This is a genomic window from Mesorhizobium sp. M0518 (assembly GCF_040321125.1).
GTDB lineage: Bacteria > Pseudomonadota > Alphaproteobacteria > Rhizobiales > Rhizobiaceae > Mesorhizobium.
Genome location: NZ_JAMYQY010000010.1, coordinates 115,330 through 139,306, shown reverse-complemented (window position 1 = coordinate 139,306; position 23,977 = coordinate 115,330). Strand labels below are relative to the sequence as shown.

Here is a 23,977-nt window from a genome sequence, read left to right as displayed (position 1 = left end):
GGCTGTTGCCGCACAAATCGCCCTTCCCTTGACAATGATCCGTCTTTGTTCTTTATTTGTTCCAATCTATCAGCAACTGCGGATGTGCGGTCGGGATGGAAACGACAGCCACCATCCTGCATGCCGATCTCGACGCTTTCTACGCCTCGGTCGAGCAGTTGCTCGATCCGTCGCTGCGCGGCAAGCCGATCGCGGTGGGCGGCGGTGTCGTGCTCGCCGCTTCCTACGAGGCCCGCGCCTTCGGCGTGCGCGGCGGCATGCCCGGGCGCAAGGCGCGCGAACTCTGCCCGCATCTGATCTTCGTCGGTGGCAATTTCAGCCATTACCAGCGGCTAGGCGACGCGGCGATCAAGGTGCTCGACGATTTTACGCCATTGGTCGAGCGCATCTCCATCGACGAGGCCTTTGCCGACGTTGCCGGCTGCACGCATCTGTTCGGCTCCCCACAGGAGATCGCCACGACGATCCGCAGCCGGGTACGCGCCGAACTCGGCCTGCCGATCTCGATCGGCGTGGCGCGCACCAAGCATCTGGCCAAGATCGCCTCGCAGGTCGCCAAGCCCGACGGGCTGGTGGTGGTCGACCCCGGTAGCGAACTCGCCTTCCTGCACGATCTGCCGGTGGGGCTGATGTGGGGCGTCGGCCCGGCGACCAAAGCGCGGCTGGCGGAAATCGGCATCGAGACCATCGGAGAGCTGGCGAGGACACATCGCGGCGCGCTGACGCGGCTGCTCGGTCCGGCCGCCGGCGAAAAGCTGGCCGCATTGTCCTGGAACCGTGACCCGCGCAAACTGGAGACGAAGCGCCGCGCGCATTCCGCCGGCGCACAATCGGCACTCGGAGAGAAGCCTGCCGTAGCACGGGTCATCGTGCCCACTCTGCTGCATCTGGCCGACCGCGTCGCCAGCCGCCTGCGCGCCAAGGCACGGCCCGGCCGCACGGTGACCGTGCGTGTGCGCTTTGCCGATCTCAGCGCAGTCACACGATCGATCACGCTTGACCAGCCGATCTCGGCGACAACCATCCTGGCCGAGATCGCCGGCGACCTGGTGCGCGGCGTGCTCGCCGACCACCCGCATGACAAAACGATCTCGCTGCTGGCGATCTCGGTCTCGCACCTCGAGGAAAGCTTCGAGCTGCAACTCGAACTGCCGCTCGGCCTCGCCGACGAGAAACGCCGGCCCGGCACCAGGAAAGGCCTGGCACGCTTCGACGCCGACCGCGCCATCGACAAGATCCGCGAACGCTTCGGCAAACAGGCGGTCGGCTACGGCACGGTGGCACTGGAAGCGGCGCGCTCGGTGCCGGATGAATTCAGGGAACTGGCGGAGAAGGAGCTGTGAAGCCAAGGCAAAGGCTATGGGCCGGTACGCGAGTAACGATGGACCCGAACGCCAGTGGAGCTTGCCCCGTGTCGTCGGCTTGCCCCGTGCCAGGGCTCGCAGGCTATGCCGTCATGGTCGGCATCGTGAGTCGGCCAATAGCCAGGTTCGCCCCTGCGGGCGGCCGTGCAGTTCGGGAACGCGGCAAGGTGCCTCAGCACCGAGAGAGGCGTATCAAACCGAATGCCGACGAAGCCATAGACGATATAGCCCGACAACAGAATGAACGGCGCGAACAAAGCCACCCATCTCAGCCTGCCAAGGCGGCGGTGATAGCGTGAAGGCCATCGCAAGAATGGCAGGAGCATCCCCGCCAACTCCCCCGTTGAAGTGCCCGAACCAGACTAGCGTCACCCAGGTAGGGTGGCAACAACGCCTATCTCCGAACGGTTCTCGCGTTCAGAGCGCGGCTATTTGAGTCGGATATCGACACTTTCAGTTCTACGCTTCGCCATCCCAATACCGCCTAACCCGGCCATATCGAAAATGCCGTCGCGCCGGCGCAAGGCGTCGACCGCCATCTTGTTGGAATCGGGATAGACGCAGACCTCGTTGGGGTTTTTCTCGCCGATCATCAGATAGCGGCACGGTCCCGTACCGCTGTTGAGGAAGGAATGTCCAACCGCCAGGCCGGCCGGAAAGCAGACATAGTCGCCGGCTTTCATCTCATAGCGCTCCTCGCCAAGCAGCAGCGTCACTTGCCCTTCCAGGATCAGCGCATGCTCTTCTTCCAGCATATGGTAGTGCCTGGGCGCCAGGCGCATGCCGGGGGCCGGTGCCTCGATCAGCACGCCGACATGGTAGTCGGGCCGTCCCAAGGCGGCATAGGTGAGGTGTTTGGACCGACCACCGAACCGCGCCCCCTCGCCTTCCTGTTTCCACTCGACAGCATCGCTGGCGACCGGCGGGATCGGAGTGGCCGGGGCCTTGGTGACACCGGCCGTCACATCCGACGGCAACGGATCGCCGGCGGCGAGGCCGGTGCTCTCACCGTCCCAGTAGGTTCGAGTTGCAGCGAGATCGAAGATCGCACGGCTGCCCAAGGCGCGCACCAGCACCTTGTTGGAGGCGGTGTAGACGACAACGTCGTTCGGGTTACGCTCGCCGACGATGACGTAGCGGCAGGGTGCGTTGCTGGTGTTGATGAGGCAATGCCCCGCCGCTGCACCTGCCGGAAAGCAGATGTAGTCGCCGGCCTTCATGGCGTAGGCGGCGTCGCCGACATGCGCGGTAAGCATCCCCTCGAGGATGAAGACATGCTCTTCCTCGAAAATATGGTAATGCGCCGGCGAAGTCTGCTTGCCCGCCGGCAACTCCTCGATCGCCACGCCGACATGGTAGTTTTCGCCAAGCGCGGCCAGCGACAAATGCCGATAGCGCACGCCGAAGCGCGGCACATCGGACCATTCCGTCCACGGCACCTCATCCGATGCGAATGGCACGGGCGCTTTCTCGTCAGCCATTGGGGCCTCCTGATCCTGTCGCCCTGCCCTCGTCGCAAGCCGCAGGAGGGTCTACGACAGAACAAAGCTGCCAGCTTCCGGCATCATCGCCAAGCGGTGTTCGCCACGCTCCTGACAGAGCCCGACAGGAGCCGCTCGCTTCAGCCTCGGATGGCCCTGCCGGCCTGCTGCAGCAATTCGAATGCCACGAAGCGCTTGGCGTGCCAGCCGGTCAGCGTTGCGTCGGGATGATAGGCCTCGCCGAGTTCCGACATGCCGGCCATCGCCGTCACCAGGTCTTTGTAGGTTCCGGCGGCGACCGCGCCCAGCATCGCCGAGCCGAGCAGCACCGGCTCCGGCGAGGTCGACGCCACCACCACCATGCCAGTCGTGTCGGCCAGCAGCTGGCGCACCAGCGGGCTTTGCCCGGCGCCGCCGCTGACGACGATGGTGTCGACGGGAATGCCCTTATCATGCTCGGCCCGCACGATCTGGCGCGCGCCATAGCCCAGCCCGCAGACGCCGGCGACATAGAGCCCGACCAGGCTGTCGAGGCTGGCGTCGAGATCGAGCCCGGCAATCAGCGCGCGTGCGTCCGGGTCGGCGAAAGGCGCGCGGTTGCCAAGGAATTCCGGCACCACATGGATGCCGCCGACCAAGGCCGGCGTCGCCGCTGCCCCGTTGCGGCTCTGCGCCTGCAGCGACAGCCAGGCGCTGAGGCTGAGGCCGTCGGCCTGCGCCCTCGCCGTCGCTTCGCCGCTCGCCGGATGCATGCGCATCAGATGGTCGATGGCAGCACCCGCCGCCGATTGGCCGCCCTCGTTCAGCCACAGGCCCGGCACCATGGCCGAGAAATACGGACCCCAGACGCCGTCGACGAAGGCCGGCTCGGCGGTCGACGACATGGTGCAGGCCGAAGTGCCGAAGACATAGGCCATGCGCGACAGAACGCTGCCGAACGCGCCGCGCGCGCCGACCGTACCGACGCCGCCGGCATGCGCGTCGATCAGCCCCGCCGCCACGGCCGTGCCGGGGCGCAGGCCCAGATCCGATGCCGCCTGCGCGGTCAGTCCGCCGCCGAGCGCGGCACCCGCCGGCACGATCTGCGTGCCGATGCGCGCGAACCCCTCGTCGGCCAGGCTCCCTAGTCCGATGGTGCGGAAATAGGCCTCGTCCCAGCGGCTTTCATGCGCCAGATAGGTCCATTTGCAGGTCACCGTGCAGACCGAGCGCGCAAGGCTGCCGGTCGCCCGCCAGGTGAGGAAGTCGGCGAGGTCCATGAACTGCCAGGCGGCGTCGAAAGTGGCGGGCAGGTTTTCGGCCAGCCACAGGAGTTTCGGCGTTTCCATCTCCGGCGAGATGACGCCACCGACATAGTTCAGCACCGCTTCGCCGCTGCGGTTGATGCGGCGTGTCTGCTCGACCGCGCGATGATCCATCCAGACGATGATGTTGCGTTCGGGATTCCCCGATTTGCTGACCGGCAACGGCACGCCGCCCTCGCCCAGCACCACCAGCGAACAAGTGGCGTCGAACCCGATGCCGGGGATGGCCTCAGCTGCCACACCCGATTGAGCGACCGCTTCTCGCGTGGCCGCGCACACCGCCCGCCAGATGTCGTTGCTCGACTGCTCGACAATGTCGCCGGCCTCGCGCCAGACCTCGATGTCCCGCTTGGCCGAGGCGAGCAAGGTGCCGGTGTGGTCGAACACCCCGGCCCGCGCGCTGCCGGTGCCGACATCGATGCCGAGATAATGGGGCATGAGGAACCTCCGGTTCAGGGAATAGGGGATAGGCAGTAGGCAGTAAGCGATTAGTTAGTAGGATAGGACGCGCGAAGCACTTTTGAGCGGGGCCTGTAAGACTGTGTCTACATCTTCCTATTGCCTATTGCCTATTGCCTATTCCCCATTCCCTACTGCCTCACAAATCATTGCTCTGCGGCAAAATCACCAAATCCCGGATCGTCACGTTGCGCGGGCGGGTCAGCATGAACATCACCGCTTCGGCCACTTCGCGCGGCTGCATCAGGCCGCCGGCGGCGAGTTCCTCTTCGAGCTTGGCCTTCGGCCAGTCGTCGACCAGCGCCGTCACCACCGGACCCGGCGCCACCGCACCGACGCGCAGGCCGTGCTTGGCGACCTGGCGGCGCACCGTGTGGACGAAGGCCTGCACCGCGTGCTTGGAAGCCGTGTAGATCGGCTCCCAGACCACCGGGACCAGACCGGCGATCGAACTGGTGACGATGATGTCGCCGGTCTTGCGTTCGATCATGTGCGGCAGCACCGCCTGGATCGAGCGGAAGCAGGCATTGATGTTGAGGTTGAGCATCCGGTCCCAGGCGTCGGGATCGCCGGTCGCTACCTCGCCGCCGACATAGGCGCCGGCATTGGCATGGAAGATGTCGAGCTGGCCGGCCTTCTCCAGGATTTGCGGCATCATGGTGGCGACGCTGACCGGCTGCATCAGGTCGATGACCAGCGGGATCGCCTTGGGGCCGAGTTCGGCGCACAGTTTGTTCAGCGTCGCCTCGGCGCGGTCGACCAGCACCACGCTGGCGCCGGCCGCCAGCATATGCCTGGCGCATTCGAGACCGATGCCTGATGCCGCGCCGGTGACGGCGGCAACTTTTCCGGACAGTTCTTCGCTCATGTCTTGCTTCCTGTTGATGGATTCAGGCCCGGCCATGCGAGACACGCGAGCGGCGGGCCAGCGAGTCGACGATGACTGCGATGGCAAGCACGGCGCCGGTGATCATGTACCGAAGCGACGAGGACAGATCGAGCAGCGTCAGGCCGCTGGCGATCGACTGGATGACGATGATACCGAGCAGTGCCGAATAGGCGCTGCCGCGGCCGCCGAACAGGCTGGTGCCGCCGATGACGGCCGCCGCGATGGCGTTGAGGTTGACGTCGCCGGTGCCGGCCTGCTGGCTGGCCGACGCAAGGCGCGCCGCCGACAACACGCCGCCGAAGGCCGCCAGCATCGAGCACAGCACGAAGGCGCTGGAATAGATCAGCCGCACATTGATGCCGGCGCGCCGCGCCGCCTCGCGGTTGCCGCCAACCGCCGACATCGAGCGGCCCCATTTCGTCCGCGTCAGCGCGTAGTGCATTGATATGACCAGGCCGACGAACAGACCGAACATCCACGGAATGCCGCGCGCCTGGTTGAGATAGAAGACGATGAGTCCGAGAATGACCGTGATCACCACCGCGCGCGTGACAAGCCCGCCCGTCGACGGCGCCGACAGATTGGCGGCGCGGCGGCGCGCGACGGTGCGCAGGCCGGTGACCAGCATGACGATGCCGGGCACGGCCGCCAGAGCGAACGAAACAAATTTCGGCATCATCAGCAGCTGGCCGAAATTCACCAGGTTCGAGCCGTAGGGCAGATTGATCGAGCCGGTCGAGCCGAGAATGTAGAGCTGCAGGCCAAGCACCGCCAGCAGGCCGGCCAGCGTCGAGACGAAGCTCGGCATGCCCAGCCGATTGAACAGCAGCGCATAGAGTGCGCCGATGAAGCCGCCGACAGCGACAGCGGCCAGAATGGCGAGCGCCACCGGCCAGCCCTGGTTGACCCACAGCGTGCCGACCATCGCCGAGGCAAAGCCGCTGATCGAACCGACAGACAGGTCGATTTCGCCGACCATCAAGACGCAGACAATGCCGAGCGCAATGACTCCCACGGTGGAGCAATCGAACAGCAGATTGACCAGATTGCTGCTCGACAGGAAAATCGGATTGATGCTGGCGAACACCGTCCAGATGATGACCAGCCCGACGATCACCGGCAGCGAGCCGAGATCGCCCGAGCGGACCCGGTCGAAGAACCTGCGGATGGCGCCGCCGATCCCGGCCTCGTGCTTGACGCGCACATCGGCGCGGTCGAGCTGCGGCGGCACGGGGGCGGCCTGTTCGGCTTCGCGGCTCATGGGCGTGGCTCCTGGGTTTGGTCTTGCCTAGCCTGTCTCCGCTCGGCGCGCCGCGATACCGAATTGTTCGACGCGCCGGTGATGGCGCTGACCAGTTCCTGGTTCGAGGCGTCGGGCGAGAAGATGCCGTTGTTGCGGCCAAGCCGCAGCACGACGATGCGGTCGGCGACGGCGCGCACGTCTTCCATATTGTGGCTGATGATGACGACGCCGAGGCCGCGGTCGCGCACCCGCTCGATCAGGTTGAGCACTTCCGCCGTCTGCGCCACGCCAAGTGCGGCCGTCGGTTCGTCGAGCAGGATGAGCTTGGGTTCGAGCAGCAGCGAGCGGGCGATCGCCACCGTCTGGCGCTGGCCGCCCGACAGCGAAGCGACCACTTCGCGAACGCTTGGGATGCGCGCCGATAGCTCGTTGAGCAGCGTCCAGGCGCGCACCTCCATCGCCACCTCGTCCAGGCGCAGCGGACTGAGCTCACGGCCGAGGAAGATGTTGGCGACGATGTCGAGGTTTTCGCACAGCGCCAAGTCCTGAAACACGGTGGCGATGCCGAGCGTCAAAGCCGCACTTGGATCTGCAAGCGTCACCTGCTTGCCGCGATAATTAATGGTGCCCGAACTCGGCTGATGCACGCCGGCCAGGATCTTGACCAGGGTCGACTTGCCGGCGCCATTGTCGCCGACCAGCGCCACCACCTCCCCAGCATGGACATCGAGATCGATGTCGGTGAGCGCTGAAACGGCGCCGAAATTCTTCGAAACGCCGCGCAGGCTGAGCACCAGCTCGCCTGCCGGAACCGGTTCGTCCGGGGTATCGATCATGCCAGGAAGCCTTTCAAAACCGGTTCAAAATGTCGGATGAGCGCTGCCTGGCCACCGCGTGGGCGGCCAGGCAGCGGAGCGGGCAAGGGTCGCGGTCAGTTCCCGATGCCCAGCTTCTTGCAGCCTTCCGCATAACGATCGACGCAGAGTTCAGCCGCAGTGTTGATCTTCTTGTCGATGATCTCGGCCTTCAGGTTTTCCTGCGTCACCACGGCCGGCGTGAACAGCTGCGAGGGTGTGTCGTACAGCGTCATCTCGGCCTTCGGCGTCTCGCCCGAAAGCAGCTTGATGGCGATGTTGGCGGCGGCCGCCGCCACGATCTCGCTCGGCTTGGAGATGGTGTTGTACTGGTCGCCGGCGATGATCAGCTGAAGTGCCGCGATCGTCGCGTCATTGCCGGTCACCGGCGGCACCGGATCGACGCCGGCCGCCTTGAAGGCCGCGATGGCGCCGCCACCGGTGCCGTCATTGGCGGCGACGACGCCGAGGATTTTTGGTCCGAAGCGGGTGATCTGGCCGCCGGCCCATTGCTGCGCCTTCGGCGGCGCCCATTCCGGCGTGTCGTATTCGGCCAGGATCTTGTAGCCGCTGTTGTCAAGGCCGGCATGGATGCCCTTCTTGATCAGGCCGGCCGCCGCATCGGTCGGCGAGCCGTTGATCTGCAGCACGCCGCCGCTGGCCGGATCGACCTTCAGCGCCTTCAGGTGCTCGACCAGCGAGTCGGCGATGGCCTTGCCGATGCCTTCATTGTTGAACGACACATAGAAATCGGCCGGCGCAGTCGGGATCGGCCGGTCGTAGGCGATGACCTTGATGCCCTGGCTCTGCGCCAGCTTGACCAGCGAGGCGGCGGCGGTCGAGTCGACCGGGTCGAGCACGATTGCCTTGGCGCCCTGCGAGATCACCGAGTTGAACTGCTGCTGCTGGCGCGAGGCGTCGGCATCGGCATTCTGGTAGAGCACCTTGCAGCCCGGGCACAGCTTCTTCATCTCGGCGGCGAAGCCGGGATAATCATGCTGCTCGTAGCGGGTCGAGGCCTGGTCGGGCATCAGGAAGGCGACGGTCGCGTCGGTGACTTCGGCGGCCCTGGCGATCGCGGCGGTGCCGGCCAGCAGCGACAGCGCAAGGGCTGCCACACCGGCGGACTTGCCAGCGGACTTCAATGAAGATGAAAGTTTGGTCATTCGGTCTTCTCCGTTTCTGATATGGTTGTAAGAAGGTCGTTGACTGCTTTGGTCTGAAGACACCCATCCGCCCTCGCCCCAACTGCATTGGGAACCGGGACCCGGCGCCGGCTTTCGAGCCGCGCCGACAACCTCCGCCGACGGAGGAATTCGAGACAAGCGTTCTCCATCGCGAACCGCTCCACGCGGCTCACGTCGTCATGCAAAAGAAAAATCCTCCCTTGGTTCCTCCCTGGCTCCTCCGTTAAGCGGCTTTGCCCGCGTTGATGTTGTCGGCCAGCAGGCGCCTGAAGCGCGAGGGCGGCATGCCCTTCTCCGCCAGGAACTGCCGGTTGAAATTGGACAGATTGTTGAAGCCTACCTCGTAGCAGATGTCGGTGATCGAGGCCTGCTCGTCGCTCATCAATATCTGGCAGGCGAGATTGATGCGCAGCCGTTTGACATACTGCACCAGCGACATGCCGGTGTGACGGCGAAACGAGCGCGAGAAGGCGCCGGTCGACTGGCCGGCGATGGTGGCGAGGTCCGCCTCGTCGAACAGCTGCGTCAGGTTTTCCCTGATATAGGCGAGCGCCTTGTTCATGCCGGCCGTCATGTAGCCCGAGGGATCGGGCCGGTAGCTGGCACTGGCCAAAAGCTGGAATTCCTGGGCGCGGCTGAGCAGGCCGGCGATCATCATGAACAGCTCGATGCGGCGCACGCCTTGCGCCTGCATCATCTCTTCCATCAGCGGCGCCAGCGCCTTGCTGGTGCGGCTGGAAAACAGCACGCCGCGACGTGAGGCCTCGAGCAGAGCCGCAAGCCCCGCCAACTCCGGCAGCACATGCATGGCATCACCGATGAAACTTTCGGAGAACTGGATGATGCGGCCGCGCAGCGGGATCGAGCTGTCCTTGGGGATGTCGCTGACCCAGTTGTGCGGCAGGTTCGGCCCGGTCAGCACCAGATTGCCCGACTCGAACTCGCCGATGAAATCGCCGACGAAATAGCGGCCGTTGGTGAAGATCACCTGATGCAGTTCATATTCGGGATGGAAGTGCCAGCGCACCGTGTGGAAGGGGTAGCCATGCGACCACGCCTTGAAGGACTCACCGCGTCGTATCTGGACTACTTCCAGGTCCGGTTCCATGTCCGTTTCCTCCCGGGCCGGCACGGATATTTGCCGCGTTCGGCCCAATTCCCTAAACCGGCCGAATTGGTTTCGGCTCTGCATTTCAAGAGCCACGGTACCGGCTCATGACAACAGGCGCCACCACGATTCAAGACAATGGATGATACTTTTTTAACCGGGAGGCGGCGCTCAGAGGCGTTATTCGGGCAGAACAGGTCAGTCTTGCTGACACGTTCGCTCAATTGACCGACGACAATGTCGCCCGCCCGGGAAGGAATTCCGGCGTCTCCGTGTTCGCCTGGCTTATCTCAAGAACATGGTCTGCAGGCGCTGTTGAAGCGCCGCATCCGTCAGTTCACCTCGTGCACAGCACCACCGGCCGCCGTCGCGAGCGGCGTAATCAAGTCAGGCACCAGTATGTCGTGGCGGCGCGCGAAGCTGATCAGCGTGGCCCGCACCGTCTCCGGATCGATCTCGCCGACGATGCCCACCTTGCAAGCGTTGAGCGCGACGGCATGGGCGCCGTTGCGGCCGGCGCTCGGCCAGTCCTGCAGCAGTGCATAGGCTTCCATCACGCTGTCGATCTTCCTCGGAAAGCCCATTCCGACCAGAAGTGTGACCGGTTCCTCAAATTGCCCGCGATTCATGGCTTGTGCCTCCTCTCGATTGTTCAGGGCCTGCAGCGGACCGAACACCGGGCAGCACGGCCCGCCGCGGATAGGTGAATGGACTGGCCGATTTCCGTTCAGCCGCTGCCGGCGGATACCTCGGATGTTGCCGACACTTGCTGCGCTGCGAGGAACATCAGTGCCGACGCCGCGGTTCGCCGATTCCAGCCGGCGGCTTCAGCCATGTCGAGCAGCCCTGCCAGCAGCGGGTTCAGCACGTTCCTGCATTCTGTTTCATAGGCCAGGAATTCCTTCGCTTGGTGCGTAGGAGCCGGTACGGATTCGATGCCAGCCATTGCGTCCATCTTTACCTCCACTTTCTCTTCGACTGACGCCCGCTCCCCGCCAGGGGAGCGGGCGGATTGGCCGCGACCTCAGAAGTCCATGCCGGCGCCGGCGGGCATTGCCGGGGCGGCGGCTTCCTTCTTCGGCTTCTCGGCCACCATCGCCTCGGTGGTCACCAGCAGGCCGGCGACCGATGCCGCGTCCTGGAGAGCGGTGCGCACCACCTTTGCCGGGTCGATCACGCCCTGGCCGTAGAGATCGCCGAATTCGTTGGTCTGGGCGTTCCAGCCCCAGCCGAATTCGGTTTTCTCGCGCAGTTTGCCGACGATGATCGAGCCTTCGGCGCCGGCATTCTCGGCGATCTGCCGGACAGGCGTTTCGATGGCACGGCGCACGATGTCGACACCAGTCTTCTGGTCGGCATTGTCGGTCTGCACGGTATCGAGCGCCTTTGCTGCCCGCAGCAACGCGACGCCGCCGCCGGGCAGCACGCCCTCCTCGACGGCCGCGCGGGTCGCATGCAGCGCATCGTCGACGCGGTCCTTGCGCTCCTTGACCTCGACCTCGGTCGAGCCGCCGACCCGGATCACCGCAACGCCGCCGGCGAGCTTGGCCAGCCGCTCCTGCAGCTTCTCGCGGTCGTAGTCGGAGGTGGTCTCCTCGATCTGCGCCTTGATCTGTGCGACACGGCCCTGGATCTCTTCCTTGCGGCCGACGCCGTCGACGATGGTGGTGTTTTCCTTCTCGATCACCACCTTCTTGGCGCGGCCCAGCATCTGCAGCGTCACATTATCCAGCTTGATGCCGAGATCTTCCGAGATCGCGGTGCCGCCGGTGAGAATAGCGATGTCTTCCAGCATGGCCTTGCGGCGGTCGCCGAAGCCTGGCGCCTTGACAGCCGCGACCTTGAGGCCGCCCCGCAGCTTGTTGACGACCAGCGTGGCAAGCGCCTCGCCTTCCACATCCTCGGCGATAATTAGGAGCGGCTTGCCCGACTGTACCACGGCTTCGAGCACGGGCAGCATCGCTTGCAGATTGGAGAGCTTCTTCTCGTGGATCAGCACAAAAGGCTCGTCGAGTTCGACGCGCATCTTGTCCTGGTTGGTGACGAAATAGGGCGAGAGATAGCCGCGGTCGAACTGCATACCTTCCACGACTTCCAGTTCGGTCTCGGCGGTCTTGGCCTCTTCCACCGTAATGACGCCTTCATTGCCGACCTTCTCCATCGCCTCGGCGAGGAAACGGCCGATCTCGGCATCGCCATTGGCGGAGATTGTGCCGACCTGCGCGATCTCGTCGTTTCGGGTGACCTTGCGGGCATTGGTCTTCAGCTCGGCGACCACCGCGTCGACCGCCTTGTCGATGCCGCGCTTCAGATCCATCGGGTTCATGCCCGAGGCAACCGCCTTGGCCCCTTCCCTGACGATCGCCTGTGCAAGCACGGTTGCGGTCGTCGTGCCGTCGCCGGCAAGGTCGTTTGTCTTGGAGGCCACCTCGCGCACCATCTGGGCGCCCATATTCTCGAACTTGTCCTCCAGTTCGATCTCCTTGGCGACGGTAACGCCATCCTTGGTGATGCGCGGCGCGCCGAACGACTTGTCGATGACGACATTGCGCCCCTTGGGACCGAGCGTCACCTTCACCGCATTGGCAAGGATGTCGACGCCGCGCAGCATCTTCTCGCGCGCTTCGGTATGGAATTTCACTTCTTTGGCAGCCATTGGATCACTCCTCTATCTAGGCAGCATTCGTTGACTGGTTGGATACGAAAGAAGCCGTCAGGCGGCCTTCTTCACTTCGGCGATCTCATCGATGACACCCATCACGTCGCTTTCCTTCATGATGAGCAGGTCCTCGCCGCCGAGTTTGATCTCGGTGCCGGACCATTTACCGAACAGGATGCGATCGCCGACCTTGACATCGAGTTCGACAAGCTTGCCGCTGTCGTCGCGCGCGCCGGGACCGACGGCGAGCACTTCGCCTTCCTGCGGTTTTTCTTTTGCGGTATCGGGGATGATGATGCCGCCGGAGGTCTTCTCCTCGGCTTCAAGGCGGCGGACCAGAATACGGTCATGCAATGGACGGAACGCCATGTCGTTCTCCTCGTGGACAAACAGGTTTTTGAGGTTCCTCCGCACCGAACCGGCAATATCGGACCGATGCGGACCGCCGCGACCCTTCGTCAGGCATCGGGGGCGCATATCGAGCTAGTTTTGCCGTTTTTCGGTTTCAAGAGCCCCGCCAAAAAATTTTACATCGAGCAGAAAAAAGGCCAAGGCACTGTTATGGCGCGACTATTCTCGGAACCCCTGACCTTCTCGCGGAGTTTGTTTGTAGAGGGACCGGCAGACCGGCCTGGCATCGGGCGAGTTCAGGCGGATGCCTGAACGGAGAGAGAAGGAGAAAGACATGGTCGATACGGTCAGCAGCGAATTCCGCCTGCAAATGGAAGGTTATGGCCTGACGACGGCCGAAATCCACTATCACCTGCCCGATCATCCGAGCCTGCTTCAGCTCTATGTCTGGCAGGACTATGATCTCGCTCCGGCCTTTCCCGAGTTCAAGGGCTTTCTCCAATATTGGGAGCGCGAGCTCGACGGCCCGCTGCACTCGGTCCGCGTTGCTCATCACCGGCTCATCCAGCCTTCGGAATGGCGGGCCGTCGAGGGCATCATCACGGTCCACTAGGGTCTTTGCGACGGCCGCCGCTCCTGCTTCGCCTGGAGCGGCGGCGTTAGGGCAGGCTCTCGCCGGCCCCACGCACCGCGACAGCCAACAGCCTCCCCTCCAAAATTTCCAATTTCCATGTTGTAAAACGATCGTGCCGCGCTAGCCTGAAACCAGATGCGATGCGGGGGAGAGGAATGGAGCTTCAGCTCAACGGCAAGGTGGCGCTGGTCACCGGCTCGACGCAAGGCATTGGCCGCGCCATCGCCGAGACCTTGGCGCGTTCCGGCGCCGGCGGCCTGCTCGTCACCGGGCGTGATAAGGCCCGCGGCGATGCGGTGGCGGCGGAGCTTTCGCAGCTTGGCACACCAACGCTCTTCGTCGCCACCGACCTCGCCGACCCGGCCGCCCCTGCCCTTTTGGCGCAAGCGTGCATCGAGCGCTTCGGCCGCATCGATGCGCTGGTCAACGCCGCAGGGCTGACCGACCGGGCCTCGTTCCTCGATGCCGATCTCGACGGCTGGGCCTCGCTGTTCGCGGTCAACGCGCGGGCACCGTTCTTCCTCATGCAGGCGGCCATCGCCGACATGAAGAAGCGCGGTCAGGGCGGCGCCATCGTCAACATCCTGTCGATCAACGCCCATTGCGGCTCGCCGGAGCTCGCCGTCTATTCCGCCAGCAAGGGCGCGCTGGCCACGCTGACCAAGAACGCCGCCAACGCCCATCGCTTCGATCGCATCCGCGTCAACGGCATCAATGTCGGCTGGACCGACACGCCGGCCGAACGCGTCATGCAGGCCGACACGCTGGATAACGGGCCGGGCTGGCTCGATGCCGCCAACGCCTCGCAACCTTTCGGCCGCCTGTTCTCGACGAGCGACATCGCGAACCTCGCCGTCTTCCTGCTTTCGGATGCTGCCGGGCCGATGACCGGCACGCTCGTCGACCAGGAACAGTGGGTGATCGGGGCGAACCGATGAGCGCCAGCGAAACGCAAGCGCCCTGCACGGCGCATTTCGGCGTCGGCGATTTCACCGTTGCCGTCAAAAATTGGCCGCGATGACGGTGACTGAAAAAGCCTATCGCCACATTCGCTCAAAGCGCCCGCCCCGCCTCACAGCGCCAGGCTCCCCTGCTCCACCTCCTCGGCATTCGGATCTCCCGGTGCGGTGGCCCAGGCCAATTCGACCAGCGTCACGGTGCGCCGGCCTGTCCCGTCGAGTTGGCAGACGATGAGCCCCTGCTCCTCGATATAGGTCAAGAGGCGCCGGGCGCGGCGCAGCGAGTGCGAGCCGTAGGCGCGGGCGATCGCGGCGTCGCTCGGGCACGGCCAGCCCTCTTTCGCCGCACGGGCGATCATCATGAACACGCCCTGCATGTCGTCGGGCAGCAGCGACGCGCGGACAGAAACGTCCCGCCACGCGTCATCCTGCGTCGTCTCGGAACCAAGACCGGCACGGGCGCGCGTCAGCATGCGGCGGAACTCCGGCAGGTCCGGCACAACCGAGGCGAGGCCTTCTATGCGGCAGCGGACCACGAATTCCTGATAGAGCACGCCGATCACGCGAAAACCGGCGTCGGGTTGCGCCAGGATGGCGCGCAGCACACGGTCGACGCGCTCGCGGCGCTCGGCCAGATCCTCCGCGCTGATTTGCGGCTCCGCCGGCTCGGGACGCATTTCCAGTGCCGCCGATTTGGCCGCCATCAGCTGGTCGAGCAGGTCCGGCGACGCCGGGCGGCGCGGCGTGCGCACCGTCTCGGGGGGCGGCGCCGCCAGGATGATCGCGCGTGCGTCTTCCAGCGCGGATTCCGGCATTGCCATGAGCCGCGGCGTGCCGTTGCGCGGGCTGGTGTCGGTCGGGCCGATGCGCAGCCCCAGCGGACGGCGCGACAGCGCCGGACCGAGCGCCATGAACTGCCCGCGTTCCAGATCGCGGAACGCTTCCGCCTGGCGCCGTTCCATGCCCAGAAGATCGGCGGCACGCGCCATGTCGATATCGAGGAAGGTGCGGCCCATGAGAAAATTGGACGCCTCGGCTGCGACGTTCTTGGCGAGCTTGGCCAGGCGCTGGGTGGCAATGATGCCGGCCAGCCCGCGCTTGCGGCCACGACACATCAAATTGGTCATGGCGCCGAGCGAGAGCTTTCGCGCTTCGTCCGACACCTCTCCGGCCACCGCTGGCGCGAACAGCTGCGCCTCATCCACCACCACCAGCATCGGGTACCAGTGGTCACGGGCGACCTCGAACAGCCCGCCGAGGAAGGCGGCGGCACGCCGCATCTGGTTCTCGGCGTCGAGCCCTTCGAGATTGAGCACGGTGGAGACGCGATGCATGCGCGCCCGCTCGCCGGCCGCCTGCAGGCCGCGCTCGGTATGCTGCTCGGCATCGATCACCAGATGGCCGTAACGGTCGCCCAGCGAAACGAAGTCGCCCTCGGGATCGATGATGGTCTGCTGCACCCAGGGCGCGCTCTGCTCCAGCAGGCGCCGCAACAGATGCGACTTGCCGGAGCCTGAATTGCCCTGCACCAAAAGGCGCGTCGCGAGCAGCTCCTCAAGATCCAGCTTCGCCGGGGCGCCTGCGGTCGTCTGTCCCATCTCGATCGCAACGGTCATCTCGACTCAGGCGCTCCTTCGCAGACGGGCTTATCAACTGGGTCACGGCCCGTCGAGCGCGCATGACCGCCTGCGGCGTGTTGCGCACAACTGTGCAGGCACCGTCTGCAGGGTCATCAGCCGATGCCTGACTGAAACTTTGGGTTGACCCCTTCGGACCACGAGGCGACACTCCATCCAACGCTAGGAGTACGAGGAGAAATGCGATGGACGAGCCCGAACGGTGGCGGCACATGTCGACGGCGCCGAAGGATGGCAGCCGGATCCTGGTCACGGTGCGCCCGTCCGAACAGGGGCCGGCGGAAGTCGACCTCGCCTATTGGTCGCGTGCCGACCAGTTCGCCTCGGAAGGCTGGCGCGCATCGGACTCCTCGCCCGGGCGCGTTATCGAATACGCTGACCCGGAACTGAAGTGCTGGATGCCGCTGCCGACGGCCAACCTCAGCCGCGCGTCGATGCCGGCGCCGTGGGAAGGCGAAGACGCCCAGCAGCTGGATGGGTCCGGGATTTAAGAGCGCGGAGAGGCCGGAGATTGGCAACTCCACGGTTGGCGTCTCTAACCTGCTCCTCTCAGAACAGGAACGCGGCCGTGGCGGGGTTGGGCCCGTTGCGGCCTTCGGGCGAATCCATGCCGCGGATCGTCTGCAGGTCCTGCGCATCCAGTTCGAAATCGAAGACATCGAAATTGGCGGCGATGCGATCCCGGCGGATCGACTTTGGAATGACGATCAGCCCCTCCTGGAGATGCCAGCGGATGATCGCCTGGGCGACGGACTTGCCATGTTTTTTGGCGATGCCTGCAATGGTCGGATCGCCGAGCAGCCGGCCGCTGCCCAACGGGCTCCAGCTTTCGATACGGATGTCGTGCTTGGTGTGAAAGTCCCTGACACCGCGTTGCTGGAACTGGGGATGCAGCTCGATCTGGTTGACGACGGGCGTCACGCCGGTTTCCGCGATGATGCGCTCCAGATGGTCCGGGTTGAAATTCGAAACGCCGATCGACTTGATGCGGCCGGCCTGCCGGAGTTCGACCAGCGTCTTCCAGGCCTCGACATATTTGTCTTGGCTGGGCACAGGCCAGTGGATCAGGAACAGGTCGATCTGCTCAATGCCGAGCTTGGCCATGGTGTCATCGAAGGCGCGTAGCGCCGCATCGCGCTGGTGTGCGCCGTTGCGCAGTTTCGAGGTGATGAACAGCTCAGCCCGCGACACGCCGGCGCTGCGGATCGCCTTTCCGACCCCTTCCTCGTTCTGGTAGCCTTCGGCGGTGTCGATCAGGCGATAGCCGGCCTCAATGCCCCAACCCACCACCTCGGCGGTAATATCCTGGTCGACCTGCCACACGCCAAGGCCGAGTTGGGGAATGGCGGAGCCGTCGTTCAATGCGATCTGTTCGGGCATGGGGGATCCTTTGCAAAGCGGGTCCGGGCGTTCTGCCCGGTGCACAGCCTATCTAGGTCCGACAGGGTGCGACGACCACCCGACAGCGGACAAATTGCCGTGTGAAGTGCGCCTGCAGCCGTGATCTCGGCGTCAGCCGCAATCTCATCGCGGCCGGCGCACCGCCCGCACCACACCGGCCGAAGTGCTGCCGCAATAGAGGCGGTCGCCGCCATCGGATTCCAGCCCCGACACGCCCATGCCGGCCGGCATGTCGAGCTTCTCGAGAACCTTGCCTGATCGCGGGTCGACGCGGCGCAGGTCGCTCTGCTCGCCTTCCCAGGTGGCGTGCCATAGCTCGCCCTCGACCCATGTCACCCCGGTGACGAAACGGTTGGATTCGATGGTGCGCAGGATCGCCCCCGTCTCCGGGTCGATCTGATGGATCTTGCGTTCGCGGTATTGCCCCACCCACAGCGTCCCTTCGGCCCAGGTCAGCCCGGAATCGCCGCCGCCGCCTGGCGCCGGAATGGTCGCCAGCACCTGGCCGGTATCTGGGTCGATCTTCTGGATGCGGTCATTGGCAAGCTGGAAGAAATGCTGGCCGTCATAAGCGGTGCCGGCATGTGCCGCGACATCGATCGAGCGCAGCGCCTGCCCGCTTTCCGGATCGAAGGCGTTCAGCTTCTCGCCCGAGGCAAACCAGACGTTGTTGCCGTCAAAGCTCACCCCATGCACCCTCTCCACATCGGCAAAGGGTCCGTATTCGCGCAGGATTTCGGCTTTTGAATGTTTCATGTCTTTATCCTCACGAGATGATCTGATGTGCCTTACTAACCACTCGGCAGCGGCGCCGGGAGTAACAAGGTGGTCGTGAATCCCGCCACCGGCGGCGTCATCCAGCGGCGCGCCCGGCCGTGACCGAAAAACTGCACCTTGCCGGCCTCGCCAAGCTGCTCCAGCGCCCGCTGCACGCTGCGCTGGCCGGTACCGAGCGCCAGTGCCAGCGCCGAACTCGCCCAGGATTCACCATCGGCAAGGAAGGCCAGCACTGCCGCGTGCCGCTCCTCGATCGGCCGGGCCAGCACCAGCACCTCGCGTCCGTGGCGCGGCGCCAGCGCGAAGCCCTGCCTGGTCGCGCCGATGTCGGCCAGCCCGCGCAATTCGGCGCGCAGCCGGCCGATCTCGACCCGCAGCCGCGCCCGGTGCGATTCATCGGCGTGCCTGCCGCCGAAGGCTTCAGCGATCAGCCTCGCCCTCGACACATCGCCTGGCCACGCTTCGGCGAGCGTACGGGCCAGCGCAAACAGCACCGGGCGCGTTGCCAGCGAGACCGTTTTCTCCTGTTGGCGCACGACGTAGCGAAAGCTATCGACCAGCAGCGCCGGCGACGCCTGCAACGCCTCGACGTCCTCAAGCAGCAACGGGCGCTGATTGCCAGCCGCGATCAGCCGCGCCGCCGGCGTGTCCAGCGCCAGGAAAGCGCTGTCGACCTCTGCCATCAGGCCCGGAATGCCGGCCCGGCGGGCGGCGTGGCGTGCCCACTCCAACGCCCTGCGCGCCGGCTTCGTCTTGAGGCGCCGCATCGCGATGCCGGCAACGGCGAGCTCGTGCGCGGCCCTCGAGGCCGGCGGAAGCGGCATCGGATCGAGCCCGGCCAGCACATCTTCAGCCTCATCGAGACGGCCGATCAGCAGCAGACGCCGCACCTTGAGGTGGCCGGCATGCGCGGCGTTCAGCCGGTCGCCATGCTTTTCCAGCGTCGCCCGCGCCGCATCCAAAGCCTTGGCGGGCCAGCCGAGGTCACGCGAAACCAGCGCGATCTCGGCCTCGGCGACGACGCATCTGGCGCGCGCCACCGCCTCTTTGGGGCCGAAGCCACGCGCGGCACGCCGCAGCAGCGCCTTGGCGCGATCAAGATCGCCGAGCTGCGCCATCGCGATGCCGCGCAGCGCCAGCGCCGGCGCATCCTCACGCAAGGCAACGCGGTCCAGCGCGCCGAGCGGATCGCCTCCGGCCAGCGCCAGTGCCGCGGCGGTGATCAGCGAATCCATTCAAATCCCGTCACACTTGTAACTCCCACCCCCAGCGCTCAGCGCCCTAACTTAAGTCATGGCCGCCAACCAGCAAGCCGTATCGGCAGCGGCACAACAAGGGAGAACCACGCGATGAACGACACTGTCGGGGGCACTGAGCGGATGCGCCACCCCTGCTGCGGCGGGCCGGCTCTTTCAAATCCCGTCACACTTGTAACTCCCATCCCCGCGATTGACCGCCCTATTCTAGCTCACGGCAAGCAACCACACGTCGCAACCGCGCGGCAACAGACTGGCAAAGGAGACGACCAATGACCAAGCACATCGCAATGAAGACCCCGCCGATCGTTTCGAGGCAGGACTGGGAAGCCGCCCGCGAACAGATGCTGGTGAAGGAAAAGGCAACGCTGCGCGCCAAGGACGCATTGGCCGCCGAGCGCCGGCGCATGCCCTGGATGGAAGTGGACAAGGCCTATGTGTTCGAGGGGCCGAACGGCAAAGCGAGCCTGCTCGATCTGTTCGAAGGCCGCCGCCAGTTGATCGTCTACCGCGCCTTCTTCGAGCCCGGCGTGCATGGCTGGCCAGATCACGCCTGCCGCGGCTGTTCCCTTGGCGCCGACCAGGTCGGCCACCTCGCCCATCTCAATGCCCGCGACACTACGCTTGCCTACGCTTCACGTGCCCCGCAGGCCGACATTGCGCGGCTGAAGCAGCGGATGGGCTGGGAGATGCCGTGGTACACAATCACCGACAGTTTCGACAAGGACTTCGGCGTCGACGAATGGCACGGCCACAACGTCTTCATCCATGACGGCGACCGCATCTTCCGCACCTACTTGATCAACAGCCGCGGCGACGAGGCGATGGGCACCGTCTGGAGCTATCTCGACGCGACGCCGCTCGGCCGCCAGGAAATCTGGGAAGACTCGCCTGAGGGCTATCCACAGACTCCGCTCTACTCCTGGTGGAACTGGCACGACAATTACGACGCCGGGGCCGACAAGAAATGGGAAGAAGTGTCTGCTGCCGGCGAAGCTGCATTCCGCGACAAGGGCGAGCAGTAACGGTTGTCCAGCCTGGGTTCCTGTCCCCGCTCCGTGAGGAGAGGAACCAGTCGGGGCTGGCATAATCATCAGGGATCAAGACCATGAGCGATATCCACACAGGTGCCGGCAGCGCGATCCCGGAAGCCACCACCCTCGGGCTGGCCGACTGGCTTTGCCTTGCCGCGGCACCGACCTTCGCCGTGATGGCGCTGCTCACCTGCATCTTCTGCGGCGATGCGGCCATGCAGTGCATGGGCACCAACGCCTCGCCGCTCACGGGTATGGCCGCGATGTATCTGCTGATGAGCGCATTCCATCTGGCGCCCTGGCTGCGGGTGATTTCCGGCAGGCAGGTCCGCTAGGCGCAGCGCGCCGTTCCAATTCCAAACACCCCACAAATCGGAGAAGACAATGAGACTGGTCAGGCTGAGAGCGCCGGGCGGCTTGGGCAATCTCGACCTGGTCGAGGAAGATCCGCCCCAGCCAGGGCCGGGCGAGGTGCTGGTCAGGATCCGGGCTTGCGCGTTGAACATGCGCGACGACTTTGCCGTGCAAGGCAAGATGCCTCTCGCCGACGGCCGCGTTCCACTCTCCGACGGCGCCGGCGAAGTGATTGCCCTCGGCGACGGTGTCGATGCACTCAAGCCCGGAGACAGCGTCGTCAGCGTCTTCTATCCCTGGTGGCTGGGCGGCGACATGATGCCCTCGACCCGGCGCGATATTCCGGGAGACAGTTTCGACGGCTTCGCCAGCGAGTATGTCTGCATGCCGGCGCACGCTTTCACTAGGGCACCGACAGGCTATACGCATGTCGAGGCGGCGTCGCTCACCTGCACCGGCGTTACTGCCTGGCGCGGCCTGGTTGTGTGCGGCAAGGTGAGGCCGGGCGACGCGGTGCTGGTCCTCGGTTCGGGCAGCGTATCGCTGTTCGCGCTGCAATTCGCCAAAGCCGCCGGCGCCCGGGTCATCGCCACCTCATCCGACGAGCAGAAGCTGGAGCGGCTCAAGCGCCTCGGAGCCGACGCCATCATCAACTACAAGTCCGTCCCGGACTGGGGCCGCAAGGCCAGGGATTTGACCGACGGACGCGGCGTCGATCACGTGATCGAGGTCGGCGGACCCGCCACGCTGGCGCAGTCCATTGCGGCCTGCAGAACGGGCGGTCACATCGCGCTGGTCGGAGTCCTGACCGGCTTTGCGGCGGAAGTGTCTATCCCCGCCCTGTTTTCCAACCAGATCCGCATCAGCGGCATTTCCATCGGCAGCCGGGCCGACCAGGAGGATATGATCCGGGCGAAAGAGGCTATCAGGCTGAAGCCCGTCATAGACCGCCATTTTCCGCTGCAGGACATCGCCACCGCCTTCGCGCACTACGAATCCCAAAAGCATTTCGGCAAGGTCTGCCTTGAAGTTTGAGCACTCTCCACCAGCAGCACGATGAAGGGGACCGTCGGGTCCGTGCCTTCGTCGTGATTCTGCCTAGGTCGCGATGTCGTTGACCGGCAGCAGGGGCTTGGGAAGGTCGGCCTCACCGAGCCCGCTGCGCAACTCGATCTCGATGTCGCGGCATATCTGCGAGATCGGAACGTCGTTGGCGTTGCCCTCGAATGGGTTGGCGCTGCTTTCGCCGACCTGGTCGAGGGACATGTAAGCCCAGCCCAGCAGCGTGCTGAACGGGATCGTCAGCCAGATTGCGATCGACCCGAGCGCGCCACCCAGTTTGCCCATATCGGCAAAGACGGGAACGACCCCGAATGGCAGCAGCGTGCAGAAGATCATCACGAACATCGAACTGACGATGGCGTATTGCCTGGGATAGGGATTGTTCTTGATGCGATCGCAGCGCGCCTGCTGGTCATGGAAGTCGCGGATCAGCTTGGTCAGTTCGCCATAGATCTGAGGAGGGAGCTTTGTGTCCTTGAACAGCGCATTGACCTGGACAGATTGCAGTTCGAGCAGGGCTATCGCCGGCTGGGGCGATTTCAGGACGTCCTCGGCCTGTTCGGCGAGCAGTGGAGCCAGCTCGTTGGCGACCGAGCTCGCATCCTCATGGATACGGTAGCGCCGCCGGTATTCGATATTGGCGGCCCGCGCCATGGATTCCCATGGCATCGGCCGGCGCAGGGAAAAACGCAATGCCGTCATCCAGGCGATGTGGCGATAGATGAGCTGTCTGGCCGTCGGCGCGTCGAGGAAATCCCTGCAGAAATTGGACCACAACCGGCTGCTGGCCGTAATTTGCGTAAAAGCCTGCAGCGCGTCGCTGCTGCGGGTGAACACCTGCGAATTCTTGAACCCGGCAACGAGTGATACGGTGGTGCCAAGCACCAGCACCACCGACCATGGCACCGAGAACCCGGCGATGCCCGGAAAACGGTAGGCCGCCACGGCCAGTCCGCTCACCACCACCATGTAGATGACGCTGCGCCGCGACCAGAGCGCGAAATCCACTATTTTGTAGGAACGGCCTACATACATCGGGTCCCCTCCACTTATCGACAGGTGTGGTTTTGCACCGCCGGAATCTCGTCGCCTCATTGCGCCTTTGCAGCCCCGAACCGCAACCCGTCCATCAGCAGCTTGACCAGCCGGCGCGAACGGTCGCGCCATTCCGGGGTGTCGGGTGCCGAGTAGATGCCCGACAGCGCGTGCAGCACGTCGGAAGCGTCGACGTCGCCGCGGATGGTGCCGTCGGCCACCGCCGCCTCGACCAGTCGTCGCAAGGCTTGCGACACCCGGCCGAACGTGTCGGAAAACAGCGTCGAATTGGTGGTGAGCACAATGCGCAGGCTGGTCGCCAGGCCGCGCTTGGTGGCGATGTAGTCGACGAAGCGCTGCATCCACTGTTCCAGCGCGACATCGGACGGATGTTTTTGGGCAAGCTCGCCGGCGGCCGCGCACAGCGCCTCCACCTCGCGGCGATAGACCACCTCGACCAGATGCTCGCGCGTCGGGAAATGCCGGTAGAGCGTGCCGATGCCGACGCCGGCGCGGCGCGCGATCTCCTCCAGCGAGCCATCGATTCCGCGCTCGGCAAAGACTGACACCGCCACCTCGACCAGCCGGTCGCGGTTGCGCCGCGCATCGGCGCGCAGCGGCTTTGCGTCTACGGCCTCGGCCTTCTGTTCAGCAATGGCGGACGGCTCGCTGGCCAATTTTTCTCCACATCGTGTCAGGGGGCTTGAACCCGGCCGGGTCAGCCACCACGTAATAAACGGAGGCGCCTCCGTTTTAGTGGAGCACCTTTATCATATAATCAGGGGAACCGGTATGTCACGTCTTTCGAACACGCAAGCCGACATCTCCCCTGCCCGCCTGCCTCGCGGGAGACCCGCTGCCATCTCCGCTTTCGCCGTCAAGACCTGACCGAACGGTTACCTTGCCCTTCTGCGGCAAGGCACCAGTTC

At 64.9% G+C, this 23,977-nt stretch carries 26 protein-coding genes; 8 read left to right on the top strand and 18 right to left on the bottom strand.

The window, feature by feature from the left end; all coding sequences use genetic code 11:
- Positions 1-95: 95 nt before the first annotated feature.
- Positions 96-1,343 carry a DNA polymerase IV gene (dinB, locus tag NKI66_RS16640; protein WP_352752305.1) on the top strand — a complete coding sequence of 416 codons (1,248 nt, stop codon included), beginning with the start codon at positions 96-98 and terminating at the stop codon, positions 1,341-1,343.
- A 14-nt stretch (positions 1,344-1,357) separates the two neighbouring features.
- Here dinB and NKI66_RS16635 read toward each other — a convergent pair whose 3' ends face one another.
- The 12 genes from NKI66_RS16635 to NKI66_RS16580 form a co-directional block, all read right to left on the bottom strand.
- Positions 1,358-1,690 carry an excalibur calcium-binding domain-containing protein gene (locus tag NKI66_RS16635; protein ID WP_128305750.1) on the bottom strand — a complete coding sequence of 111 codons (333 nt, stop codon included), beginning with the start codon at positions 1,688-1,690 and terminating at the stop codon, positions 1,358-1,360.
- 102 nt (positions 1,691-1,792) lie between these two features.
- On the bottom strand, positions 1,793-2,845 hold the full coding sequence (locus tag NKI66_RS16630) for a cupin domain-containing protein (RefSeq protein WP_352752303.1): 1,053 nt from the start codon (positions 2,843-2,845) through the stop codon (positions 1,793-1,795).
- 140 nt (positions 2,846-2,985) lie between these two features.
- Positions 2,986-4,587 carry an FGGY-family carbohydrate kinase gene (locus NKI66_RS16625; protein WP_352752300.1) on the bottom strand — a complete coding sequence of 534 codons (1,602 nt, stop codon included), beginning with the start codon at positions 4,585-4,587 and terminating at the stop codon, positions 2,986-2,988.
- Between the two features lie 160 nt (positions 4,588-4,747).
- Positions 4,748-5,476 (bottom strand): SDR family oxidoreductase, encoded by a 729-nt coding sequence (locus NKI66_RS16620; RefSeq protein ID WP_352752298.1) that lies wholly within the window; start codon positions 5,474-5,476, stop codon positions 4,748-4,750.
- 22 nt (positions 5,477-5,498) lie between these two features.
- On the bottom strand, positions 5,499-6,758 hold the full coding sequence (locus NKI66_RS16615) for a sugar ABC transporter permease (protein ID WP_352752296.1): 1,260 nt from the start codon (positions 6,756-6,758) through the stop codon (positions 5,499-5,501).
- Positions 6,755-7,576 (bottom strand): ATP-binding cassette domain-containing protein, encoded by an 822-nt coding sequence (locus tag NKI66_RS16610; protein WP_352752294.1) that lies wholly within the window; start codon positions 7,574-7,576, stop codon positions 6,755-6,757. The genes NKI66_RS16615 and NKI66_RS16610 overlap by 4 nt, the downstream gene beginning before the upstream one ends.
- Before the next feature lie 95 nt (positions 7,577-7,671).
- Positions 7,672-8,760: an ABC transporter substrate-binding protein gene (locus tag NKI66_RS16605; protein ID WP_127270010.1), complete on the bottom strand. Its 1,089-nt coding sequence runs from the start codon at positions 8,758-8,760 to the stop codon at positions 7,672-7,674.
- A gap of 244 nt (positions 8,761-9,004) precedes the next feature.
- Positions 9,005-9,889, bottom strand: a complete 885-nt coding sequence (locus tag NKI66_RS16600; protein WP_352752292.1) for a helix-turn-helix domain-containing protein — start codon at positions 9,887-9,889, stop codon at positions 9,005-9,007.
- Positions 9,890-10,221: 332 nt separating this feature from the next.
- The gene (locus NKI66_RS16595) at positions 10,222-10,518 is read right to left on the bottom strand and encodes a DUF982 domain-containing protein (RefSeq protein WP_352674190.1); all 297 of its coding nucleotides are present in this window, start codon (positions 10,516-10,518) and stop codon (positions 10,222-10,224) included.
- Positions 10,519-10,616: 98 nt separating this feature from the next.
- Complete coding sequence (locus NKI66_RS16590; RefSeq protein ID WP_352674188.1) at positions 10,617-10,844, bottom strand: hypothetical protein; 228 nt, start codon at positions 10,842-10,844, stop codon at positions 10,617-10,619.
- Between the two features lie 69 nt (positions 10,845-10,913).
- Entirely contained in the window at positions 10,914-12,545 is a 1,632-nt protein-coding gene (groL, locus tag NKI66_RS16585; RefSeq protein ID WP_352722037.1) for a chaperonin GroEL, read from the bottom strand.
- Positions 12,546-12,602: 57 nt separating this feature from the next.
- Positions 12,603-12,917, bottom strand: coding sequence for a co-chaperone GroES (locus NKI66_RS16580; RefSeq protein ID WP_128305759.1), 315 nt, complete (start codon positions 12,915-12,917; stop codon positions 12,603-12,605).
- On the opposite strand from NKI66_RS16580, the gene NKI66_RS16575 reads away from it, so the two are divergent.
- The 3 genes from NKI66_RS16575 to NKI66_RS16565 all read left to right on the top strand — a co-directional run bounded on the left by NKI66_RS16575 (position 12,897) and on the right by NKI66_RS16565 (position 14,471).
- Entirely contained in the window at positions 12,897-13,211 is a 315-nt protein-coding gene (locus tag NKI66_RS16575) for a hypothetical protein (RefSeq protein ID WP_352752290.1), read from the top strand. The genes NKI66_RS16580 and NKI66_RS16575 overlap by 21 nt on opposite strands.
- A gap of 22 nt (positions 13,212-13,233) precedes the next feature.
- Positions 13,234-13,512, top strand: coding sequence for an usg protein (locus NKI66_RS16570; RefSeq protein WP_352722039.1), 279 nt, complete (start codon positions 13,234-13,236; stop codon positions 13,510-13,512).
- Between the two features lie 176 nt (positions 13,513-13,688).
- On the top strand, positions 13,689-14,471 hold the full coding sequence (locus NKI66_RS16565) for an SDR family oxidoreductase (RefSeq protein WP_352722041.1): 783 nt from the start codon (positions 13,689-13,691) through the stop codon (positions 14,469-14,471).
- A gap of 134 nt (positions 14,472-14,605) precedes the next feature.
- Here NKI66_RS16565 and NKI66_RS16560 read toward each other — a convergent pair whose 3' ends face one another.
- Positions 14,606-16,108, bottom strand: a complete 1,503-nt coding sequence (locus NKI66_RS16560; protein ID WP_127297074.1) for a helicase HerA domain-containing protein — start codon at positions 16,106-16,108, stop codon at positions 14,606-14,608.
- Between the two features lie 206 nt (positions 16,109-16,314).
- On the opposite strand from NKI66_RS16560, the gene NKI66_RS16555 reads away from it, so the two are divergent.
- Positions 16,315-16,620, top strand: coding sequence for a hypothetical protein (locus NKI66_RS16555; RefSeq protein WP_013530714.1), 306 nt, complete (start codon positions 16,315-16,317; stop codon positions 16,618-16,620).
- 58 nt (positions 16,621-16,678) lie between these two features.
- On the opposite strand, the gene NKI66_RS16550 is transcribed toward NKI66_RS16555, so the two are convergent.
- The 3 genes from NKI66_RS16550 to NKI66_RS16540 form a co-directional block, all read right to left on the bottom strand.
- Positions 16,679-17,509: an aldo/keto reductase gene (locus NKI66_RS16550; RefSeq protein ID WP_352732322.1), complete on the bottom strand. Its 831-nt coding sequence runs from the start codon at positions 17,507-17,509 to the stop codon at positions 16,679-16,681.
- A 144-nt stretch (positions 17,510-17,653) separates the two neighbouring features.
- A complete protein-coding gene (locus NKI66_RS16545; protein WP_352722043.1) occupies positions 17,654-18,286 on the bottom strand; it encodes a Vgb family protein in 633 nt (210 codons plus the stop codon).
- Positions 18,287-18,321: 35 nt separating this feature from the next.
- Positions 18,322-19,542, bottom strand: coding sequence for a helix-turn-helix domain-containing protein (locus NKI66_RS16540; protein WP_352752288.1), 1,221 nt, complete (start codon positions 19,540-19,542; stop codon positions 18,322-18,324).
- A 293-nt stretch (positions 19,543-19,835) separates the two neighbouring features.
- Here NKI66_RS16540 and NKI66_RS16535 point away from each other — a divergent pair, with 293 nt between their 5' ends.
- From NKI66_RS16535 to NKI66_RS16525, 3 genes are all read left to right on the top strand, one after another.
- A complete protein-coding gene (locus tag NKI66_RS16535; protein ID WP_031213983.1) occupies positions 19,836-20,588 on the top strand; it encodes a DUF899 domain-containing protein in 753 nt (250 codons plus the stop codon).
- 83 nt (positions 20,589-20,671) lie between these two features.
- On the top strand, positions 20,672-20,932 hold the full coding sequence (locus NKI66_RS16530; RefSeq protein ID WP_352722047.1) for a hypothetical protein: 261 nt from the start codon (positions 20,672-20,674) through the stop codon (positions 20,930-20,932).
- Positions 20,933-20,981: 49 nt separating this feature from the next.
- Entirely contained in the window at positions 20,982-21,986 is a 1,005-nt protein-coding gene (locus NKI66_RS16525) for a zinc-dependent alcohol dehydrogenase family protein (protein ID WP_352752286.1), read from the top strand.
- Between the two features lie 63 nt (positions 21,987-22,049).
- On the opposite strand, the gene NKI66_RS16520 is transcribed toward NKI66_RS16525, so the two are convergent.
- Together NKI66_RS16520 and NKI66_RS16515 are read right to left on the bottom strand one after the other, a co-directional pair.
- A complete protein-coding gene (locus tag NKI66_RS16520) occupies positions 22,050-23,048 on the bottom strand; it encodes a bestrophin family protein (protein ID WP_352611150.1) in 999 nt (332 codons plus the stop codon).
- Between the two features lie 56 nt (positions 23,049-23,104).
- A complete protein-coding gene (locus NKI66_RS16515) occupies positions 23,105-23,725 on the bottom strand; it encodes a TetR/AcrR family transcriptional regulator (RefSeq protein ID WP_352611149.1) in 621 nt (206 codons plus the stop codon).
- Between the last annotated feature and the right edge of the window lie 252 nt (positions 23,726-23,977).

What these genes read in the sequence shown, in the direction of transcription:
- dinB (WP_352752305.1), top strand. Translation starts at nt 96, where the DNA reads ATGGAAACGACAGCCACCATCCTGCATGCCGATCTCGACGCTTTCTAC.
- NKI66_RS16635 (WP_128305750.1), bottom strand. Translation starts at nt 1,690, where the DNA reads ATGCTCCTGCCATTCTTGCGATGGCCTTCACGCTATCACCGCCGCCTT.
- NKI66_RS16630 (WP_352752303.1), bottom strand. Translation starts at nt 2,845, where the DNA reads ATGGCTGACGAGAAAGCGCCCGTGCCATTCGCATCGGATGAGGTGCCG.
- NKI66_RS16625 (WP_352752300.1), bottom strand. Translation starts at nt 4,587, where the DNA reads ATGCCCCATTATCTCGGCATCGATGTCGGCACCGGCAGCGCGCGGGCC.
- NKI66_RS16620 (WP_352752298.1), bottom strand. Translation starts at nt 5,476, where the DNA reads ATGAGCGAAGAACTGTCCGGAAAAGTTGCCGCCGTCACCGGCGCGGCA.
- NKI66_RS16615 (WP_352752296.1), bottom strand. Translation starts at nt 6,758, where the DNA reads ATGAGCCGCGAAGCCGAACAGGCCGCCCCCGTGCCGCCGCAGCTCGAC.
- NKI66_RS16610 (WP_352752294.1), bottom strand. Translation starts at nt 7,576, where the DNA reads ATGATCGATACCCCGGACGAACCGGTTCCGGCAGGCGAGCTGGTGCTC.
- NKI66_RS16605 (WP_127270010.1), bottom strand. Translation starts at nt 8,760, where the DNA reads ATGACCAAACTTTCATCTTCATTGAAGTCCGCTGGCAAGTCCGCCGGT.
- NKI66_RS16600 (WP_352752292.1), bottom strand. Translation starts at nt 9,889, where the DNA reads ATGGAACCGGACCTGGAAGTAGTCCAGATACGACGCGGTGAGTCCTTC.
- NKI66_RS16595 (WP_352674190.1), bottom strand. Translation starts at nt 10,518, where the DNA reads ATGAATCGCGGGCAATTTGAGGAACCGGTCACACTTCTGGTCGGAATG.
- NKI66_RS16590 (WP_352674188.1), bottom strand. Translation starts at nt 10,844, where the DNA reads ATGGACGCAATGGCTGGCATCGAATCCGTACCGGCTCCTACGCACCAA.
- groL (WP_352722037.1), bottom strand. Translation starts at nt 12,545, where the DNA reads ATGGCTGCCAAAGAAGTGAAATTCCATACCGAAGCGCGCGAGAAGATG.
- NKI66_RS16575 (WP_352752290.1), top strand. Translation starts at nt 12,897, where the DNA reads ATGCAATGGACGGAACGCCATGTCGTTCTCCTCGTGGACAAACAGGTT.
- NKI66_RS16580 (WP_128305759.1), bottom strand. Translation starts at nt 12,917, where the DNA reads ATGGCGTTCCGTCCATTGCATGACCGTATTCTGGTCCGCCGCCTTGAA.
- NKI66_RS16570 (WP_352722039.1), top strand. Translation starts at nt 13,234, where the DNA reads ATGGTCGATACGGTCAGCAGCGAATTCCGCCTGCAAATGGAAGGTTAT.
- NKI66_RS16565 (WP_352722041.1), top strand. Translation starts at nt 13,689, where the DNA reads ATGGAGCTTCAGCTCAACGGCAAGGTGGCGCTGGTCACCGGCTCGACG.
- NKI66_RS16560 (WP_127297074.1), bottom strand. Translation starts at nt 16,108, where the DNA reads ATGACCGTTGCGATCGAGATGGGACAGACGACCGCAGGCGCCCCGGCG.
- NKI66_RS16555 (WP_013530714.1), top strand. Translation starts at nt 16,315, where the DNA reads ATGGACGAGCCCGAACGGTGGCGGCACATGTCGACGGCGCCGAAGGAT.
- NKI66_RS16550 (WP_352732322.1), bottom strand. Translation starts at nt 17,509, where the DNA reads ATGCCCGAACAGATCGCATTGAACGACGGCTCCGCCATTCCCCAACTC.
- NKI66_RS16545 (WP_352722043.1), bottom strand. Translation starts at nt 18,286, where the DNA reads ATGAAACATTCAAAAGCCGAAATCCTGCGCGAATACGGACCCTTTGCC.
- NKI66_RS16540 (WP_352752288.1), bottom strand. Translation starts at nt 19,542, where the DNA reads ATGGATTCGCTGATCACCGCCGCGGCACTGGCGCTGGCCGGAGGCGAT.
- NKI66_RS16535 (WP_031213983.1), top strand. Translation starts at nt 19,836, where the DNA reads ATGACCAAGCACATCGCAATGAAGACCCCGCCGATCGTTTCGAGGCAG.
- NKI66_RS16530 (WP_352722047.1), top strand. Translation starts at nt 20,672, where the DNA reads ATGAGCGATATCCACACAGGTGCCGGCAGCGCGATCCCGGAAGCCACC.
- NKI66_RS16525 (WP_352752286.1), top strand. Translation starts at nt 20,982, where the DNA reads ATGAGACTGGTCAGGCTGAGAGCGCCGGGCGGCTTGGGCAATCTCGAC.
- NKI66_RS16520 (WP_352611150.1), bottom strand. Translation starts at nt 23,048, where the DNA reads ATGTATGTAGGCCGTTCCTACAAAATAGTGGATTTCGCGCTCTGGTCG.